The sequence below is a fragment of the Bacillus sp. 1NLA3E genome (assembly GCF_000242895.2).
In the GTDB taxonomy this organism is placed as follows: domain Bacteria; phylum Bacillota; class Bacilli; order Bacillales; family Cytobacillaceae; genus Bacillus_BU.
Genome location: NC_021171.1, coordinates 3,160,172 through 3,177,781 on the forward strand (window position 1 = coordinate 3,160,172; position 17,610 = coordinate 3,177,781).

Genomic DNA, 17,610 nt, shown 5'->3' on the forward strand with positions numbered 1-17,610 from the left:
AATCAATCCCCCTTTTGTTATGATTTTTCTAATGATTTTTTAGGAGTTATATTTATAAACTATATCAGGGGAAACCCTTGATGTAAGTGACAATTTTCCTAAATTTTAGGTAACCTTTGCTCAATGATTGTATTAAAATGTTGATTCGATTTGGAGTATTTAATAAAAGACAAAAAGACTTGGTCCGAAAACCAAGCCTTTTTTGTCTTTTCAATACTATTTTAGCAAACTTCAGGACCATTCCCTTTTTGGAACTGATCACGTTTATCCATCAATTTCCGAACCTGTTCTTTTGGTGTCCAACACTGAAATTGGTATTTTGGATTCGTCTCAAATCCTAATCTTCCGCAATAATAGTTCATTATTGCATCTTTTTTTTCAATCTTATAATTAACGCATGTTGCACAAACATGATAGCGATTATGCATATTCCCACCTAATTCATGCAAAATTTAATAATCTAAACAGCATTATTTTATTGGTGTACCTGCTCAAAAGAGTTGATTTGTCTCTCCACTTCCAATAATTTTTCAATTGGAAATTCATCACTTAGAGAAGCAATAATCCCTTTATAAAATTCATCAATCTGTTCGGAAATATGATCAATCATTTTACTCGTTTCAGCTTCAAGAGTGCTAATATAGAAGGATTTTACTTGATTTCCCTCCGATTGCAAATAATCATCAGCAGGCTGCTGTAGAACCTTTTCAAGTTCCTCCTGCATCAATTTTTTCTCGTTTTTTTCAAAAAAGGACTTTGCATTTTTAAAGAAAGACAACGCCTTTTGAAACTTCTTCATATCAATCGTTTGGAAGGCAGTCTCCACTTGAAGCCCTTCCATTTTTTCCGACTCATATGGTGAGAAGGATAAACTATTGTTTTTCAGCCTTAGCTCCTCGGTTAGATGTTCAAGTCTCTCCTTTAAAATTTTTCCGATGAATGTTTCTAATCTTAAAGTGGTTGCTCTAATTTCTTGAGAAAAATCAAATCCAAGTGAATCGATAAGCTCCTGTAATGACATTTGTAAGGCTTTTTTCATATTTCGTCCGTCTTCCTTTAAAACTGCCGGACTAAAGGATTCCTTGAAAAAGTCACTGAATCTGAAAAATACCCTTTGTTTAATGTAGAAGAGAAGTTCATCGGCTTCCTGGGTTAACCGCTTTTTCAAGAAACCATCTGTTTGTTGCTCAAGATAATTCTTTAGTTCCTTATGCTCGGCGATGATGTGTAATCGTTTTGTTTCTTTCACCGTTTTATCTTCTTGTGCTGATGAAATAAGTTGATTCAAGATTTGAACGGCACGACTGTGCTCTGCTTTAGCAGCGTCCACAACCATTTCCTTTAGCTCTCCAGATATGAAATGATAAAAGGCATTTTCAAACAATTTAATTCGCGATTCATTTGTGGTTAAATGCTGGAGTTTTTCTTGTATAGCTAACAAGCTTGAAATAGCAAACATATTTGGCTTTCTAATCCCATATCCAATTAATTGCTCTTTGACATATTCTATTACTGTAGACATTTCCTCTTCACTATTAGCAAGGTCAATCGCATTGATGATAAAGAACATCTTATCTAATTCAAAGGTATCCTTAACACGACCTAATTGGATTAGGAATTCACGGTCAGCCTTCGAAAAGGCATGATTGTAATAGGTAACAAACAGGATAGCGTCCGAGCTTTTGATATACTCAAACGCAACATTTGTATGGCGAGCATTGATTGAATCTGCTCCTGGGGTATCCACAAGGGTAATACCTTCTCTCGTCAATGGACAATCGTAGTAAACATCAATCCAATCAACGAGACAGGATTTTTCTTCTAAAGCCACAAAATCACGAAATGCCTCCAAATCTGTTTCTATTACTTGACCAAGACGAGATTCATAGTTTGCAAACCCATTATAAAATGCTCGCAAAAATGCATAGTGCACTTTACTATAGGCATCTAAATGTTCCTCATTGCCTAGAACTTTTTCAATTTTCACAACTGCATCAGCAAAATTAGTTGCATCAAAATCAAATATTTCCAAAGAACGTTTAACATCTTCAAGTAATATAACTGGACTTTTGAGCTTCACTAATACAGTCCCATGTGGGTAATCATGATCAATAGGTTTAATTTTATTTATTGCTGCTGTTGTTGGGTTTGGTGAAACAGGTAAGATTTTCTCACCAATTAGCGCATTAGCAAAAGACGATTTTCCTGCACTAAATGCCCCAAATAATGCCACCGTGAATTGCTGGCTTTCTAACCGCTCCGCTCTTAGTTCTAACTCGGAAGAAATTTTCTCTAAACCTGGGACAGAGTGAACTTTTTGCGCAGAAAACTTCAAGTGTTCTACAATCCGCTCGACTTGGTTTTTTGAAAATGTATTGGATAGATTTATTTGACTTTCTTCTATTTCTATAGCTACTTCAGTTTTTTTACCATTAGATTCGATCTTCTGTCCTGAATCCCGGACGATTTCTACCTCTTCTACAACTGATTCCAATATTTTATGCGCTTGCTGTAAAAAAGGCGTGAGATCTATTTGACCACTTAGCGTTGTTTCTATTACATTAGCAACATTTTGTTGTTTCTTGTTAAGCAATTCAAGTTGCCCCATTGCCGTTTGGAATGTTTGTAAGTGTTGGAGTTCTCCCTTAAGTTGGCTGGCGGTCATTTCATTTTGTTTCTTTACTTCGCTTTGGTAAAGCGCTTTTATTTCCGCCATACTATTGCGAGATAGCCTTTTTAGAGAATTAGCCACATCGTTGGTATAGTTTAATACGTACTCACCTGATAACCGCGCCCCTTGTTTAATGTTCTTCTCGAGAAGATCTGCATTAAAGGATATCGAGATAGACTGGGCAACTTCTATTAATTCAGGTTTCTGAAAACCAGATTCTTTTAAAGTTCTAAGTGCCAACTCTCGCAAATGCCACTCTAATTGGGATTTCACCCGTTCAGAAAGATCAGTAAAAAGGCGATCAAGTCGCTCTTGTCTTTCCAAATCTGTTTTATTTTTTGCAAAAAAGAGACCCACTTTAAAATCTGGCTGATTTGCTTCTAAATATTGTTGGGCTAATTCCCTTGTTTGAAATGGCATAATATAAGCATTATCTAATATTTTGTCTATTTCATCTTCTAATTCTTGACCAGCTTTCTCGCACGCTTGAGTCAAGTCATGTAATATACTCTCGATTTTACCCATTCGTTCAAATAATGAAACTCGCTCACTATCAGAAAGAGAACTTAGTTTACCCTCTAAAGCGGAAATTTCCTGTTCATCTTGTTCTTTCATCATTTTCAAATGATCATTTGTTAATTTTACGAGAGATTGATAGATAGTGGTAGGCAAATTTTCATCGCGATGATCAATTTTTTCATGAAGCAAATGTTGAAGCTCCAAAAACTGATTGTTAGGATGGTCTACATCTTTTAATGAAGTGTACAATATCTGTTCAGGTCTAACCCCCCATGAAGCAAACGATTGTGAAACACTTTCCTTAAAATCTGAAAAACTCAGTTCCTCATCGCGGTGTTTATCGATTTGATTAATAACCAAGCACAATTGTTTCCCTGCTTGGGTTAATTCTTTTGTAAATAGGAAATTCACTTCTGATTGGACATGATTATAGTCCATGACATAAAAAATAAGATCAGCTAAATGAAGTGCGGACTCGGTTGCAATTCGATGGGCATCATCAGTGGAATCAATCCCAGGTGTGTCCATGATGATAACATGATTCGGAAGACTTGCATTTTTATGGCTGATTTCAACTGCTTCAATCTCATCGCCATCTTTACAATACGTTTTTACTTTTTCGTAATCATAAGGTGCCAAATAAAGGCGAGGTTTTCCTTGTTTGAAAAATACCTTTGCGTACTCTTCCCCTGCTTTTACCTTTACCAGGTTAGCACTTGTCGGAATTGGACTCGATGGAAGGAGGTTATCTCCTACCAGCTTGTTAATCATCGTCGATTTTCCTGCCGAAAAATGGCCACAAAAAGCAATTGAAAATTCTTTTTCATCCAGTTTCTTCGCTAACTGTTGTGCTCGTTCTGCTGTTTGTTCATCATGATTTTTTTTGAAAAGCTCGTATAGAGCGGCAATCTTTCCAAGTAAAGATTGCTCCTTTTGTTTTACAATAAGAACCATACATATACCCCTTGTTATCGTTATCATTTTATTTTATCCGATTTTTCAATCTTTTCCTATCTTTTAGCATTAATATGCAAAAATAAATAGCCGAGGTCCTAGACCCAGGCTATTATTGATCATGCCATATTATTTAGTATGTGTAGTTCCTGCTACATGGTTCAAAACATATTTCATAAGAAACGAATAGCTTACAATCGTCAAAATGATGAAAATTGCCAGCATATGTAACACCACCTTAGGTGAACGTAAATGATAATGATTTTCATTAAGAATAGTTTACCATGAATGATAACCGTTTTCAATCACCTTTTTGAATCGTCACATTTATTTAACATTTTTTCATTGTCGATGGTGAGGATGTTGAACTTGATTCATTGTTGTTTTATATTCGGTCAATTGCGCAAGAGCCTGCTCTTCCGCAGGTATTCTAATCGATAAAAGGTAACCATTCAAAATCGTAAAAATAACTGCGGTCATATACGCATGGAATAATAATGGAATCACCAACAACTCAATACTAACAATTACATAATTCGGGTGTTTTAAATAGCGATAAGGTCCACGCTTAATTGGGCGGGCTTCTGGTAACACAATAATCTTTGTGTTCCAAAATTCCCCAAGTGAAGTTAAGGCCCAAATTCTTCCTGCTTGTACTAAAAGGAACATAGGGAATAAAATGGGCCAAAATTGAGAGACCTGCTCATTAAAAATACTGACCTCAAAAATCAAAACAACAAAAAACATTACATGCATCAATACCATAAACCGGTAGTGTAATTGACCAAACTCGATTGCTCCCTTTTCCTTCATAACTTTTTCATTTTTCTTAGCAATCACTAATTCCACCAAACGCTGCAGGACAACGAAAGAAATAAAACCTTCAAATACCATCCTAGTCATTCCCACCTCATTAACAACAGTTCTGAACTGAATCCTGGTCCTAATGCTGTTGCAAGACCGATATCCCCCATGTCAGCACTCTCCATCATTCTTTGTAAAACATAAAAGATAGTGGCAGAGGACATATTTCCATAGTTCTGTAATATTTCCAATGAAACTTCCGTCATTGTATTTGGGATTTCAAGTGCTTTCGTATAGGCCTCCAAAACCTTTTTCCCACCAGGATGGGCGATAAAATGGTTTATTTCTCTCCATTCAAAACCAGTTTTAGTTAAAAATTCTGTAACATTTGGTTTCAACCAACCTTCCACAATGGTCGGGATATCTTTAGAAAAAATAACGAAAAATCCTTCATTCCTTACTTCCCAACCCATCACATCGAGCGATTGAGGTTTTAGGGTAGACTGCGTCGCGATAATGTTTGGCGCTGCTTTATGCTTCTGAATTGATTCGAGATCTGTTTTGTCACCACAAACTAATGCGCAGGCTGCTCCGTCAGCAAATAATGACGTTCCGATTAAATTACTCTTTGAAAAATCATTCCTTTGAAACGTTAAACTGGACAATTCGATTGAAAGGACGATTACCTTTTCATGTGGATATGCTAGACAATATTCATAGGCTCTAGATAAACCTGAAGCACCACCCGCACAGCCTAAGCCCCAAATTGGAATCCGTTTTGTATGCGGTAAGAATGGTAAGTAATTCATTATTCTCGCTTCAATACTTGGAGTGGCCACTCCAGTGCTAGAAATCATAAAAATCGCCGAGATGTCTTCATATGGAACAGATTCCTGTAAAAAGGTTGTGTTCGTTAAGCATTTCGTAATGGCTTCAGCGCCTAAAGTGATTGAAGCCTCAATATAGGCAGCATTTTTCTCAGCAAAGCTGTGCCCTTGCTTGTACCAATCTAGTGGCTTCACTAGATGACGCTTCTTTATTTGACCATTTTGAAATGCAGCTAGTAATCGTTCGATATCTTTAAAGGAAGGAGAAAACAGCTCAGTAGCAAATTCTATTGCCTGAGATTGCTCTATTACATTCCTTGGAACGGCATCGCCAATTGAAACAATAGACGGCATTAAACTTCTCTCCTTAAAGGATCAGTTAGGTTACTTTTTCCAACTTACACAAGGAGTATTCACAAGGAATGCCGTATGAGCAGAAAAAAAGCCCCCATCGGTTAAGAAGGAGGCAAGAACGTTTTGAAGAAGTTGTTGTGCTCTTACATTATAATCTTCAGGACTAATTAGGTCACGATGAAATCTTTTCCATTCATTATTTTTGTTTAGGCTGTTTCTGAACTTCAATAAAGATCCTATTATCGGCTAAAGCGCCACAAATGTCACATTTTTTTATATCATCATATAAAAGCAAACAAAGATCACAATAATATTTTTCCATTCAGCCCAATCACTTCCCGTCATTTGACCGTTTGTTTTAGTATATTGCACAAACCGGAATTGGTGACTGAATGATACAAAATGTAACAGCATGTACAACGACCTTTTTTTAAACTTTTCACATCAATACCATGAGTTATCTTCAATCCAAACCTCGTAATCTTCCGCTTCCTTTTTACTTAACTTCTTACCATTAATGTAGATTTGCCTCCATTCATATATTTGCTTATCTAGATATACATAGAATACGATACGTACATTTTCTTTTTCGCTATAATCATAGCCTTTAAATTCTGTTACATAGTGGCGGCCGTTTTTTTGGACATACTTCCATTTTGGTTTATCAGTAAATACTTCTAATGTTTCGCCTTCACCACTTAAACGCACAACATCTTTAATATTTGTCTTAGTTGGTAGGTAGGATAATCCTAAGTCTGCAATAAAGTACAATACTATTAAGAATATATTTAGTCCGAGCATAATACCGATGTGTGATCCGCCTTTTGTTCGTAAATAGGCAAGTTGTTGGGATTCAGATAGAGTTGCAGCTTGTTTCAGAATTCGAGAAGTATGGTTATAATACCAACGATTTCCATTCCACCCCACCACTAAAGAAATAACAATATAAAAGGGAATATCCACCCAAAAAGGTATATCTACAAGATAAAAGGGTACCATCCAAAGCATTTCTATTACTCCTAACACAAAAAAAGGCTTAAACATTTTACGATATGCTAACCAAAATAAAGTGAAGAAAAATGCCACCCAATTCCAAGTGTTCTCCTTTGCTGGATTTTTAACTGATCCCCATTTTAAATCGTAATACGATGTATTGGTTTGTGCAACATTGCGTTGTTCCTCGAATGAGATTGATTCTTCTAAATGAGTTTCCTTCATATAAGTCTCCCTCTTGTTTGTTTTTTTCTCACAGCTTTGAATACGATAACCTACTGGATTAAAAAATCCCTTTTTAAACACATTTTGTATACCCACTAATTTACAGTATGTAGAGTAATAATGGATGATTTAGGAAGGTTAGTTAACCAGAACTTTTTCATAACAATCCCGCAAGAATATGTTAGTACAATTTATATTTCGCCATAAGGACATCAATAACCTTCCAAATTAATCCATAAATTAACATTTTATGGTTTACGTGGATTTTAGTTTACCTATGGAAAAAACTAGAATGTTGATTTCCGCTTCAGGCGCTTCGCTTTCCGCGGGGCGGGCGGTGAGCCTCCTCGGCGCAAGCGCCTGTGGGGTCTCACCTATCCCGCTGCTCCCGCAGGAGTCTTCGCGCCTTCCACTCCAATCAACATTGTGCCAAAAATCAACATTGAGCTTTAACAAAGCCTTCAAAAAAAATACGCCTCCTAAGTCATTTTTGTTTAAAAAATGTAGGCGACGTATTAACGTTTAAAATTTTTAGGATAAAACAGACATACTTATGAAATCTTTTGTTCTTTTAAACTACCAAATTGTGCCTTCTTTTCTTTTGTAAAAACATTAAAGACAATGTTCAGGATAATAGCAGTTAAACTTCCAGCAACAATGCCATTGTCTGTTAGGATTTGAATATTTTCAGGCATTTTCGCAAATAAATCTGGCACAGCTGTTACACCTAGACCAATTCCAACTGAACAGGCAATAATGAGCAGATTTTCTTGTGATGCAAACTCCACTTTGCTTAGCATTTTGATCCCATAGGCTATGACCATCCCAAACATTGCCACCATGGCACCACCAAGTACCGGAGTTGGAATGACCGTTGTAAGTGCCCCAATTTTAGGTACAAATCCTAACAAAACTAAGAATCCTCCTGCAGTATAAATAACACTTTTACTTTTCACACCAGACAATTGCACTAGTCCGACATTTTGTGAATAAGTGGTATACGGGAAAGCATTGAAAAGTCCCCCCAGAATAATCGCCAATCCCTCAGCACGATATCCTCTTGTTAAATCTTTATCAGACAAATTTTGCTTACAAATATCAGATAAAGCAAAGTATACACCTGTTGATTCTACTAAGCTTACCATTGCTACAAGAGTCATTGTTAGAATTGGGGTGATCTCAAAGGTTGGTGTACCAAAGTAAAATAAACTTGGAATATGGCCCCATGATGCGTCCCCTACCGCCGCAAAGTTTACTTTCCCTAAGAAATAAGCAACAACAGTCCCTGCAGCCAAACCTAATAAGATAGAAATAGACCGAACAAATCCTTTTGCAAATTTATAAAGTAATAGAATGAATACTAGTGTTCCGAAGGCTAACGCAATATTAGATAATGCTCCAAAATCTTTACTCCCTTGCCCGCCAGCCATATTGTTCATGGCAACAGGAATGAGTGTGATTCCAATGATGGTTACTACTGAACCCGTAACAACCGGTGGAAAAAAACGAACGAGCCTTCCAAAAAATGTAGCAATAATAACAACAAAAAGACCAGATATAATAATTGACCCATAAATAGCTGAAACTCCATACTGACCACCGATGGCAATCATCGGTCCAACAGCAGTAAACGTACATCCAAGCATAACAGGTAAGCCAATTCCAAAGAAACGATTTCGCCAAACTTGCAAAATCGAGGCAATTCCGCACATAAGAATGTCAATGGAAACTAAATAAGTCAATTGTTCTCCTGATAGACCCAAGGCTCCACCAACAATTAATGGAACAATAACAGCACCCGCGTACATCGCTAATACGTGTTGAATTGCTAATGAGGCAATCTTTAATGGTTGTTGTTTCATTATGCCAACTCCTCCATATTCCTTTTAATAAATTGAACTTGTCCTGCATGTAATGATTGAATTTCAGCTAATGATTCGACTCTATATCCTTTATTACGTAGGATTTGACCGCCTTCTTGGAACGATTTTTCAATCACAATGCCAAATCCGATTACCTCAGCCTTTGCTTGATTTACTATGTCAGCTAAACCAAGGGCCGCTTGTCCATTCGCTAGGAAATCATCAATGACTAATACACGTTCTCCTTCAGATAAAAACTTTTTGGAAACTGAAATTTCATTTGTCTCTTGTTTCGTAAATGAATGGACTTGACTCGTAAATAAATCACAAGCCATTGTAAGTGATTTTCTTTTTCTAGCAAAAACTAACGGAACATTTAGATATAATGCAGCCATAACACCCGGAGCAATTCCGGAAGATTCAATTGTTAAAACTTTGGTGATTCCGTCACTTTCAAAGCGTGCGGCAAATTCCTTCCCAACCTGCATCATTAATTCTGGGTCAATTTGATGGTTTAAAAAAGTATCCACCTTTAATACTGAATCAGATAATACTATTCCCTCTTTTAAAATTATTTTCTTTAAAGCTTCCATTCTGCTCCCCCTATGTCTCTATCGATCTTTTATTTTTTTAAGAAAATGGCTCTGTTAAACTAGAATGTTGATTTCCGTTTCAGGCACTCGCTTTCCGCGGGGCGGGCGGTGAGCCTCCTCGGCGCTTAAGCGCCTGTGGGGTCTCACCTGTCCCGCTGCTCCCGCAGGAGTCTTCGCGCCTTCCACTCCAATCAACACTGTGCAAAAAATCAACAATGAGCTTTAACATAGCCAAGAAAATAAATACAAAAAGCCTAAAGGTCATTCTCCCTCAAAAATTGAGCGAGACAATGACCTTTAGGCTGATATCCAAAAGAATTTAAAAAGGACTCAAAAAAGATAGTCCTTCTTCCATTGCTCACCCATAGTCAGATTATTTACGGCAATCTGGTAGAAACTTGCGGGCCATATTCCCGCTATTATATGAGTAGAGATCCTATTTAATTAAATGTTATTATATCAATATAGTTAATAGAAGTAAATATAGAAAAAAATGAAAAGATTCATGTAGTTTTTATAAGATGAAATTTTTACTGAAATACTAAATCTATCAGCAAAGAAAACCCTTACATTCAATTTCAAATATTGCAACCCCTCGAAACGTTATTTCACATTAAATTCACATTTGAAATTGGAACAAGTGATATTAATCACTGTTATTACGGGTTTACACTATTAATATGGTGATTAATTACATATTGAACATTTTGTGAACTTAGTCAAACAATATGGAATATTCTCTATTGTTCTGTATGATGAAAGTGTAATCATTAATATTTACAAATTTATGAAGGGAGTGAGACAAAGTGGCGAGAACGGAACTTGGAAACAAAACACACGTACCCACAAAAACAGAAGATAACTCTTCCCTAAAAGGAACGTTAGCTTCCGTTTTCTTTGTCGGATTTGTCCTTGTAGTTGCTTGGGTTGGAGTTTACTTTTTGTATTTAGATCGGCTGTAGATTAGGGAAAGGAGAAAAAAAGCCATGCATATCCATAAGTTTGAAAAGATTTGGCTAATTTTCGGGATAACCATGTTAATCGTCTTTTTATCTGTTATTGGGGTAAGTGCTTTCTATTTGGGGAATCAACCACCGAGTTGTTTAACAACAATTGATCCGACAAAGGTTGATACGACAGCTCCATTTGACAAGCCAGGATTAAAAAAGGTAGAAGGAAAAGAATGGGACTACGAGTTAGTTTTTGTAGCATCAGCATTTAATTACACTCCTGGAGATGTGAAAATCCCAAAAGGCTCGAAGGTTAAAATTATGGCAACAACAAAAGATGTTATTCACGGATTTGAAGTAGCTGGCACAAACATTAATATGATGCTTGAACCTGGTTTTGTCAGTGAATATGTCGCAACATTTAGCAAAACGGGTGAATTCTTAATTTTATGTAATGAATATTGTGGAAGTGGACATCACTTGATGACGTCGAAAATAGAGGTGGTTGAATAATGCAAACTCAATCAGTTAATATCAAAGTTGATCGTCATGATGGGAAACTGGCAATGGCTCACTTTTTCGTGGCTTTTACAGCACTTGCAATCGGTGGAATTGCTGGACTTTTACAAGTACTAGTTCGTTCAGGAAAATTAATATTGCCAGCTGGCATTGGATATTATCAAATTTTAACGGTCCACGGTGTCTTGTTAGGACTAGTGTTAACAACCTTCTTTATTATGGGCTTCCAAATGGCAGCTACAAGTGCAACATCTGGTACGTTTACCAGCGGTGTTCGTAAGACTGGTTGGATTGGATTTTGGACGATGACACTTGGAACAGTGATTGCTGCAGTTATGGTCCTATTAGGTAAAGCATCTGTGCTTTATACATTTTACGCTCCATTACAAGCGCATTGGCTTTATTACGTTGGATTAACATTAGTGATAGTTGGATCCTGGATTGATGGCTCCGTAATTATAATGACTTACATAAAATGGCGTAAAGCAAACCCAGGCAAGCCTAGTCCGTTAATAACTTTCATGGCACTAGTAAACACGATATTATGGACCGTTGCGACCATTGGAGTTGCTTCATCAGTTCTAATTCAATTACTTCCTTGGTCATTAGGTTTAGTTCCAACAGTTAACGTTTTGGTCAGCCGTACTTTATTCTGGTACTTTGGCCATCCGCTTGTATATTTCTGGTTATTACCCGCCTATATGGCTTGGTATGTTGTCATCCCTAAAGTCATTGGTGCAAAAATATTCTCAGATTCATTAGCAAGACTTTCGTTTATCTTATTTTTACTTTTCTCAGTTCCGGTTGGCTTTCATCACCAATTAGTTGAGCCAGGAATTGATCCAGCTTGGAAGTTCCTTCAAGTTGTATTAACATTTTTAGTTATTATTCCGTCTTTGATGACTGCATTCTCTTTGTTCGCGACATTTGAAACTTATGGACGTTCAAAAGGTTCAACTGGATTATTTGGATGGGTGAAAAAACTTCCATGGGGAGATGCCCGTTTTACAGTTCCATTTATCGGGATGCTTGCTTTCATTCCAGCTGGTGCCGGTGGTATGGTTAATGCTTCTCACCAAATGAACCAAGTTGTTCACAATACAATCTGGGTTACTGGTCACTTCCATTTAACTGTGGCAACTGCTGTAGCATTAACATTTTTCGGAGTTTCCTATTGGTTAGTACCACATTTAACTGGTAGAAAACTTACCAAAGCGATGAATAAATTGGCAATTTTACAAGGGATCTTCTGGGCAATTGGAATGACCTTTATGTCTGGAGCTATGCATGCTGCTGGATTACTTGGAGCGCCTCGTCGTTCTGCTTTTTCTGAGTATGCTGGTTCTGCACAGGCTGCTGAGTGGGTTCCATATCAAATCGCTCAAGCTGTTGGGGGAACCATTCTATTCATGTCTATCATCCTTATGCTTTATATATTTATTAATCTAGCTTTCTTTGCACCTAAAGGTGAAGAAGAATTCCCTATCGGAGAAGTGGATGAAACTGCTGGTGAAACTCCAATGGTGTTCGAGAATTGGAAACTCTGGCTTGGTATTACAGCGTTATTAATTCTATTTGCTTATACCATCCCGCTTACTGATATTATCCAAAATTCACCTCCAGGATCACCTGGATTTAAAACTTGGTAAAAAGAAAAGCGGAAGCGCCTTGCCCAGGGGCGACAGGCATAAGACGAGCTGGCGAGAAGGTTGTTCTTTAACCTTCTTGGCGGATTGGCTTATGCCCCCGAGCCCCTAGGCGCTGGAGCTAGACAACAAGAAAAGCTCAAAGTGCCTGAGTAAATACTAAAAACCGCTATGGATTTTTATCCAAAGCGGTTTTTTTCTATTAAAAAGTTTCAATTCAATCTATAAATGATACACATTGCTGTATTTGTCTTTAAGATATTGGACTAGGTATCTTGCACTCAAACTTTCACCTGTGACATCTTGGATAATCTCAAGTGGCTTTTTCATTTTTCCAAATTGATGAACCTGCTTTGTAAACCACTCCTTAATAGGCAATAAGTCCCCTTTTGCCAATAGTTCGTCGTAATTAGGAATATCCTTTAACAGGGAAGATTTAAATTGTGCCGCATACATATAGCCTAAAGCATAGGATGGAAAGTACCCAAAGCTGCCTCCTGCCCAATGCACATCTTGAAGGACACCCTCTCCGTCATTTTTTGGCCGAACCCCTAAATATTCTTCATACTTGTCATTCCAAACCTGTGGGAGATCCTTTACTTCAATTTCATCATTAAATAATCCTTTTTCAATCTCATATCTAATCATAATATGTAATGGATAGGTTAACTCATCTGCCTCGATTCGGATTAGCGAGGGCTTAGACTCGTTAATAGCCCGGTAAAAATCCTCAAGCTTTATATCATTAAATTGACCATTAGAAAAATGTTTTAATAAATCGTAGTTATTTTCCCAAAAAGAATAGCTTCGCCCGACGAAATTTTCATAAAACAAGGATTGTGATTCATGAATCCCCATTGATGTCCCCGTACATAATGGGGTTCCAATCAATTCCGGAGAGATATTTTGTTCATAGAGCGCATGACCACCTTCATGTATGGTTCCAAACACTGCCATTCTGAAGTCATTTTCGTCATACCTAGTTGTGACACGGACATCCCCTGGGTTGATCCCTATCGCAAATGGATGTACAGTCTCGTCAAGACGTCCTCCATTAAAGTTGTAACCCATCTGCTTAAGAATTTCCAAAGTAAATTCACGCTGGCTATTTTTCGGGAAGGAATGGAATAAAAAATCTGTTTTTGGCTTGTTTTGCGAAGAAGATATTTTCTTCACTAGTGGAATGATTTCTTTTCGCAATTCTCCAAATACATCATCCAACACTTCCACTGTGATACCAGGTTCGTATAAATCCAACAGTGTATTATATTTATTATCTTTATAACCCCAGTAATCAATGAATCGTTTCGTAGTTTCAACTAATTTCTGAAGGTATGGCTGAAATTTTCCGAAATCTGAGGTAGCTCTAGCTTCCTCCCAAATACTTTCAGCTTTTGATTGCAAAATAACATATTCCTTATATTCTTCAGGAGGAATTTTTTTGTTACGGTTATATTCCTTTTTACATTCCTCTAATAATTTTTGTAATTTTAAGGACAATTCTTTTTGGGAGAGCTCGACGATAAAAGCCGACATCTCCTGGGAAATAGACATTTGAAACACTTCAGCTGAAAGCATGCCAATTACTTCAGAACGTTGCTCCACACCTTGTTTTGGTGCACCGGTACGTAAATCCCAATAAATGAGAGCTAACGCTTCATTATATGCAGTCATTTTTTTTACATAATCGAGGAATTCCTTTTCAACTTGTCTATATGACATGGACATTATTTTTTCCTCCTAATATGGTTTTCAACCATTTTATCATAAATTTAGGTAGTAACCCTAAATATTCCCACAGAGGTAATTTGACAAAAAAGCCCACTTTAATTAAAAAGTGAGCTTTTTATTAATTAGTCTTCATCAATAGACAAATCTTTTACTGGCAGTGGCTCATTCTCTTTATGCGTCACTTTGCGTAAGTTGAACATTGCTTTAATACAGAAAATCAATAATGTTGCGACACCTATTAAGAAGATCGTATCCGGAATTGCTCGGATCGTTAATAGATTTTGAACAATGTCTTTTTGCAAGAATGATGATGCACGTGAAGCTGCATAACCCTGGTTATACGCTTCTTTTACTTGTAAAAATCCAACGGGAAGTAACGAAATTAGGATCATTCCAGCTAAGCCAACATTTAGCATAATACAGCTGAATTTAATCCACTTATCATTCCATTTTTCTGGTTTTACAATGTTTCTTAATGAGTATAAGAGCACTGCACAGGCAAACATTCCATATACACCCATCATGGAACCATGTCCATGGGCTGGGGTTAAGAATTGTCCATGCTCAAAATAGCTAACAGCCGGCAAGTTGATAAGGAAACCAAGCACTCCTGCACCAACTAAATTCCAAATCGCAACAGAAATCAAGAACCAGAAAGTTCCTTTGTAAGGGAAATCGATTCCTCCATCCCGCATCATCTTATATTGATCATATGCTTCTAAGATTAATAGAGTTAACGGGATAACCTCTAAAGCTGAGAAAACAGCCCCCATGCCAATCCAAGCTTCTGATGAGCCATTATAATAATAATGGTGTCCAATTCCAATTACACCGCTTCCTAGCAGAAGGATTAATTGGAAATATAACGTTTTTACAGTTGAACTCTTTGTTACTAGGTTCATTTGAACAAGCAAGAAACCGATTACTACCACGGCAAATACTTCAAATATTCCTTCAACCCAAAGATGGATGATCCACCAGCGCCAGTAATCTGCAAATGTATAGTGAGTCCCAGGGTTGATTAAGAATGCGAATAGGTAGAAAAATGGCACCGCAATCGCTGAATAAAACAGTAAATGGATTAATCCACCTTTGTCTGTCTCTCGTTTTAAACCACTTCTAATTCCTCGATAAACGATGAATAACCAAATAATCATACCTGTTGCAAGGATCACTTGCCAAATTCGGCCAAGTTCTAGATACTCCCAACCTTGATGCCCAAGTAGGAACCAATTATTCCCTAAATATCCGTTAGCACCAAGCCATTGACCAACCATACTACCTACCACTAGCACAACTAATGCCCAAAATAAGATATCTACAAGCAAACCTTGGCGTTTTGGTTCATGACCACCTACAAGAGGGGCAATGAAAATACCCATACCTAACCAAGCAGTTGCAATCCAGAAAATAGCTAATTGGAGGTGATAGCCCTTGGCAATATTAAAAGGTAGGATATCATAAATCCATTTGATTCCAAAGAAGCTGTTAGGCTCTGTATAATAATGGGCCAACAATGCCCCAAACATAGATTGAACAAAGAATAAGGCAACAACAATGACAAAATATTTACCCGATTTTAACTGTGAATTTGTTACCGGTAATTTCCTAAGATCAATCCGTGGAAAATTACCTTCTGTATAAGCTTCTTTCATGCCAAGATGGTAACGATAGAAGATGAAAAGAATGATACCTACAAATAAGATTAATAGCGTTACACTTGCACCACTCCACCAAACAGATGAGAATGACATATGATTCCCGGCATCTTCATAATATGGCCAGTTATTCGTATATGTAATATCATCTCCTATTCTCTCAGTGCTAGAAAGCCAAGCTGTCCAGAAAAAGAAATCAGAAATCTGTTTAATCTGGTCACCTTCTGAAACCCATGCTCGATCACTTTTCGGCATATCATTTTCTTTAATTAACTTTGCCTTAAGTCCCCAACCATCACCTTTTGTAAATACACCTTTATAATAATCTCTTACCTTCGTTACACCAAAAACCTGCGCATCAGTAAGGATCAATTTATCTTTATTTGCCTCATAACGATTCTGACGCATCTCTTCAATAACCTTTGCCTTAATAACCGCTTGTTCATCCTTTGAAAGGTTAGAGAAGCTTTTTCCAAATTGTTTCTCCGCTTTAAAATCCTGCATACCTTCCGTATAAACTTTCAGTGCTTCTGCCGTATAATCCGGACCCATATAAGATCCATGGCCTAATACCGTTCCATAATCCATCAATCCGTATTTTTGAAAAACGGCTTGACCACCCATTATTGATTGCTTTGTAAGGATGACGTCCCCTTGTTTACTTGTTACTTCCATAGGGCGTGGTGCCATATCTTTAAAGATCCAGAACCCCCCTGTGAGTAATACTGTGAAACTTAGTATACATACTGTTATAAGAATGGATTTTAAAAGTGCGTTTTTTGTTTTTGGTTTCCCTTGATTTCCGCGATTGTTGTCCATATCTCACACTTCCTTTCTGTTTTCTACTGTCCTTATTTTAGACATAAATATGTGACAGCTTTGTGAGTTACCTCACCATCAAGGTGTGATATTAAGCACAACTGATGTTTATTTTGGATAAAACACGATTTAAAAGGAACGAATATGGTTTTCTCAAGGATTTATTTGATTTCGTGATGCTTATCACTCATTTTTTCGGTAAAAATAATTACGATAGATATATTGAAAATAACAAATAGGAGTGTTTAAGATGGAAAATAGAGTAATTGAAATGGATGTTCGGGAAGATATTAAGAATAACTCAGACCCCTTCCAGAAAATTATGGAAACAATCGCTGAACTAAAGGAACATGACAGTCTCGTTCTCCATGCACCGTTCCAGCCTGTTCCTTTATTCGCTGTCATGAAAGCCAAAGGGTTTGAATATGACGCCGTAGAAATTGACAGCAACCATTGGAAAATAACCTTCATGAAAAAATAACCAA

The 17,610-nt window shown here is 37.1% G+C and carries 14 protein-coding genes and 1 riboswitch; of the genes, 4 read left to right on the forward strand and 10 right to left on the reverse strand.

The window, feature by feature from the left end:
• Positions 1-221: 221 nt before the first annotated feature.
• From B1NLA3E_RS15070 to B1NLA3E_RS15105, 8 genes are all read right to left on the reverse strand, one after another.
• Positions 222-428: a hypothetical protein gene (locus tag B1NLA3E_RS15070; protein ID WP_041580584.1), complete on the reverse strand. Its 207-nt coding sequence runs from the start codon at positions 426-428 to the stop codon at positions 222-224.
• Positions 429-475: 47 nt separating this feature from the next.
• Positions 476-4,144, reverse strand: coding sequence for a dynamin family protein (locus B1NLA3E_RS15075; protein WP_015594693.1), 3,669 nt, complete (start codon positions 4,142-4,144; stop codon positions 476-478).
• Positions 4,145-4,486: 342 nt separating this feature from the next.
• Positions 4,487-5,038 (reverse strand): isoprenylcysteine carboxylmethyltransferase family protein, encoded by a 552-nt coding sequence (locus B1NLA3E_RS15080; protein WP_041580585.1) that lies wholly within the window; start codon positions 5,036-5,038, stop codon positions 4,487-4,489.
• A gap of 5 nt (positions 5,039-5,043) precedes the next feature.
• Complete coding sequence (locus B1NLA3E_RS15085) at positions 5,044-6,129, reverse strand: type III polyketide synthase (RefSeq protein WP_015594695.1); 1,086 nt, start codon at positions 6,127-6,129, stop codon at positions 5,044-5,046.
• A 444-nt stretch (positions 6,130-6,573) separates the two neighbouring features.
• Positions 6,574-7,347: a DUF2628 domain-containing protein gene (locus B1NLA3E_RS15090; protein WP_015594696.1), complete on the reverse strand. Its 774-nt coding sequence runs from the start codon at positions 7,345-7,347 to the stop codon at positions 6,574-6,576.
• Between the two features lie 255 nt (positions 7,348-7,602).
• Positions 7,603-7,812: a hypothetical protein gene (locus tag B1NLA3E_RS25380; RefSeq protein ID WP_015594697.1), complete on the reverse strand. Its 210-nt coding sequence runs from the start codon at positions 7,810-7,812 to the stop codon at positions 7,603-7,605.
• An 86-nt stretch (positions 7,813-7,898) separates the two neighbouring features.
• Complete coding sequence (locus tag B1NLA3E_RS15100) at positions 7,899-9,209, reverse strand: nucleobase:cation symporter-2 family protein (RefSeq protein WP_015594698.1); 1,311 nt, start codon at positions 9,207-9,209, stop codon at positions 7,899-7,901.
• Entirely contained in the window at positions 9,209-9,802 is a 594-nt protein-coding gene (locus B1NLA3E_RS15105) for a xanthine phosphoribosyltransferase (RefSeq protein ID WP_015594699.1), read from the reverse strand. The genes B1NLA3E_RS15100 and B1NLA3E_RS15105 overlap by 1 nt, the downstream gene beginning before the upstream one ends.
• Before the next feature lie 345 nt (positions 9,803-10,147).
• A riboswitch (purine riboswitch) is annotated at positions 10,148-10,249 on the reverse strand.
• Positions 10,250-10,608: 359 nt separating this feature from the next.
• On the opposite strand from B1NLA3E_RS15105, the gene B1NLA3E_RS15110 reads away from it, so the two are divergent.
• Genes B1NLA3E_RS15110 through B1NLA3E_RS15120 form a run of 3 tightly spaced genes read left to right on the forward strand, consistent with a single transcriptional unit; the run spans position 10,609 to position 12,920 of the window.
• Positions 10,609-10,764, forward strand: a complete 156-nt coding sequence (locus B1NLA3E_RS15110) for a hypothetical protein (protein ID WP_041580586.1) — start codon at positions 10,609-10,611, stop codon at positions 10,762-10,764.
• Between the two features lie 24 nt (positions 10,765-10,788).
• The gene (locus B1NLA3E_RS15115; protein ID WP_015594700.1) at positions 10,789-11,265 is read left to right on the forward strand and encodes a cytochrome c oxidase subunit II; all 477 of its coding nucleotides are present in this window, start codon (positions 10,789-10,791) and stop codon (positions 11,263-11,265) included.
• A complete protein-coding gene (locus B1NLA3E_RS15120; RefSeq protein WP_015594701.1) occupies positions 11,265-12,920 on the forward strand; it encodes a b(o/a)3-type cytochrome-c oxidase subunit 1 in 1,656 nt (551 codons plus the stop codon). Before B1NLA3E_RS15115 ends, B1NLA3E_RS15120 begins: the two co-directional genes overlap by 1 nt.
• 219 nt (positions 12,921-13,139) lie before the next feature.
• On the opposite strand, the gene B1NLA3E_RS15125 is transcribed toward B1NLA3E_RS15120, so the two are convergent.
• Both B1NLA3E_RS15125 and B1NLA3E_RS15130 read right to left on the reverse strand, forming a co-directional pair.
• Positions 13,140-14,645 carry a carboxypeptidase M32 gene (locus B1NLA3E_RS15125; protein ID WP_015594702.1) on the reverse strand — a complete coding sequence of 502 codons (1,506 nt, stop codon included), beginning with the start codon at positions 14,643-14,645 and terminating at the stop codon, positions 13,140-13,142.
• A 125-nt stretch (positions 14,646-14,770) separates the two neighbouring features.
• Positions 14,771-17,125: a nitric-oxide reductase large subunit gene (locus tag B1NLA3E_RS15130; protein ID WP_015594703.1), complete on the reverse strand. Its 2,355-nt coding sequence runs from the start codon at positions 17,123-17,125 to the stop codon at positions 14,771-14,773.
• A gap of 250 nt (positions 17,126-17,375) precedes the next feature.
• On the opposite strand from B1NLA3E_RS15130, the gene B1NLA3E_RS15135 reads away from it, so the two are divergent.
• Positions 17,376-17,606, forward strand: coding sequence for a DUF2249 domain-containing protein (locus B1NLA3E_RS15135; RefSeq protein WP_015594704.1), 231 nt, complete (start codon positions 17,376-17,378; stop codon positions 17,604-17,606).
• Positions 17,607-17,610: the final 4 nt, after the last annotated feature.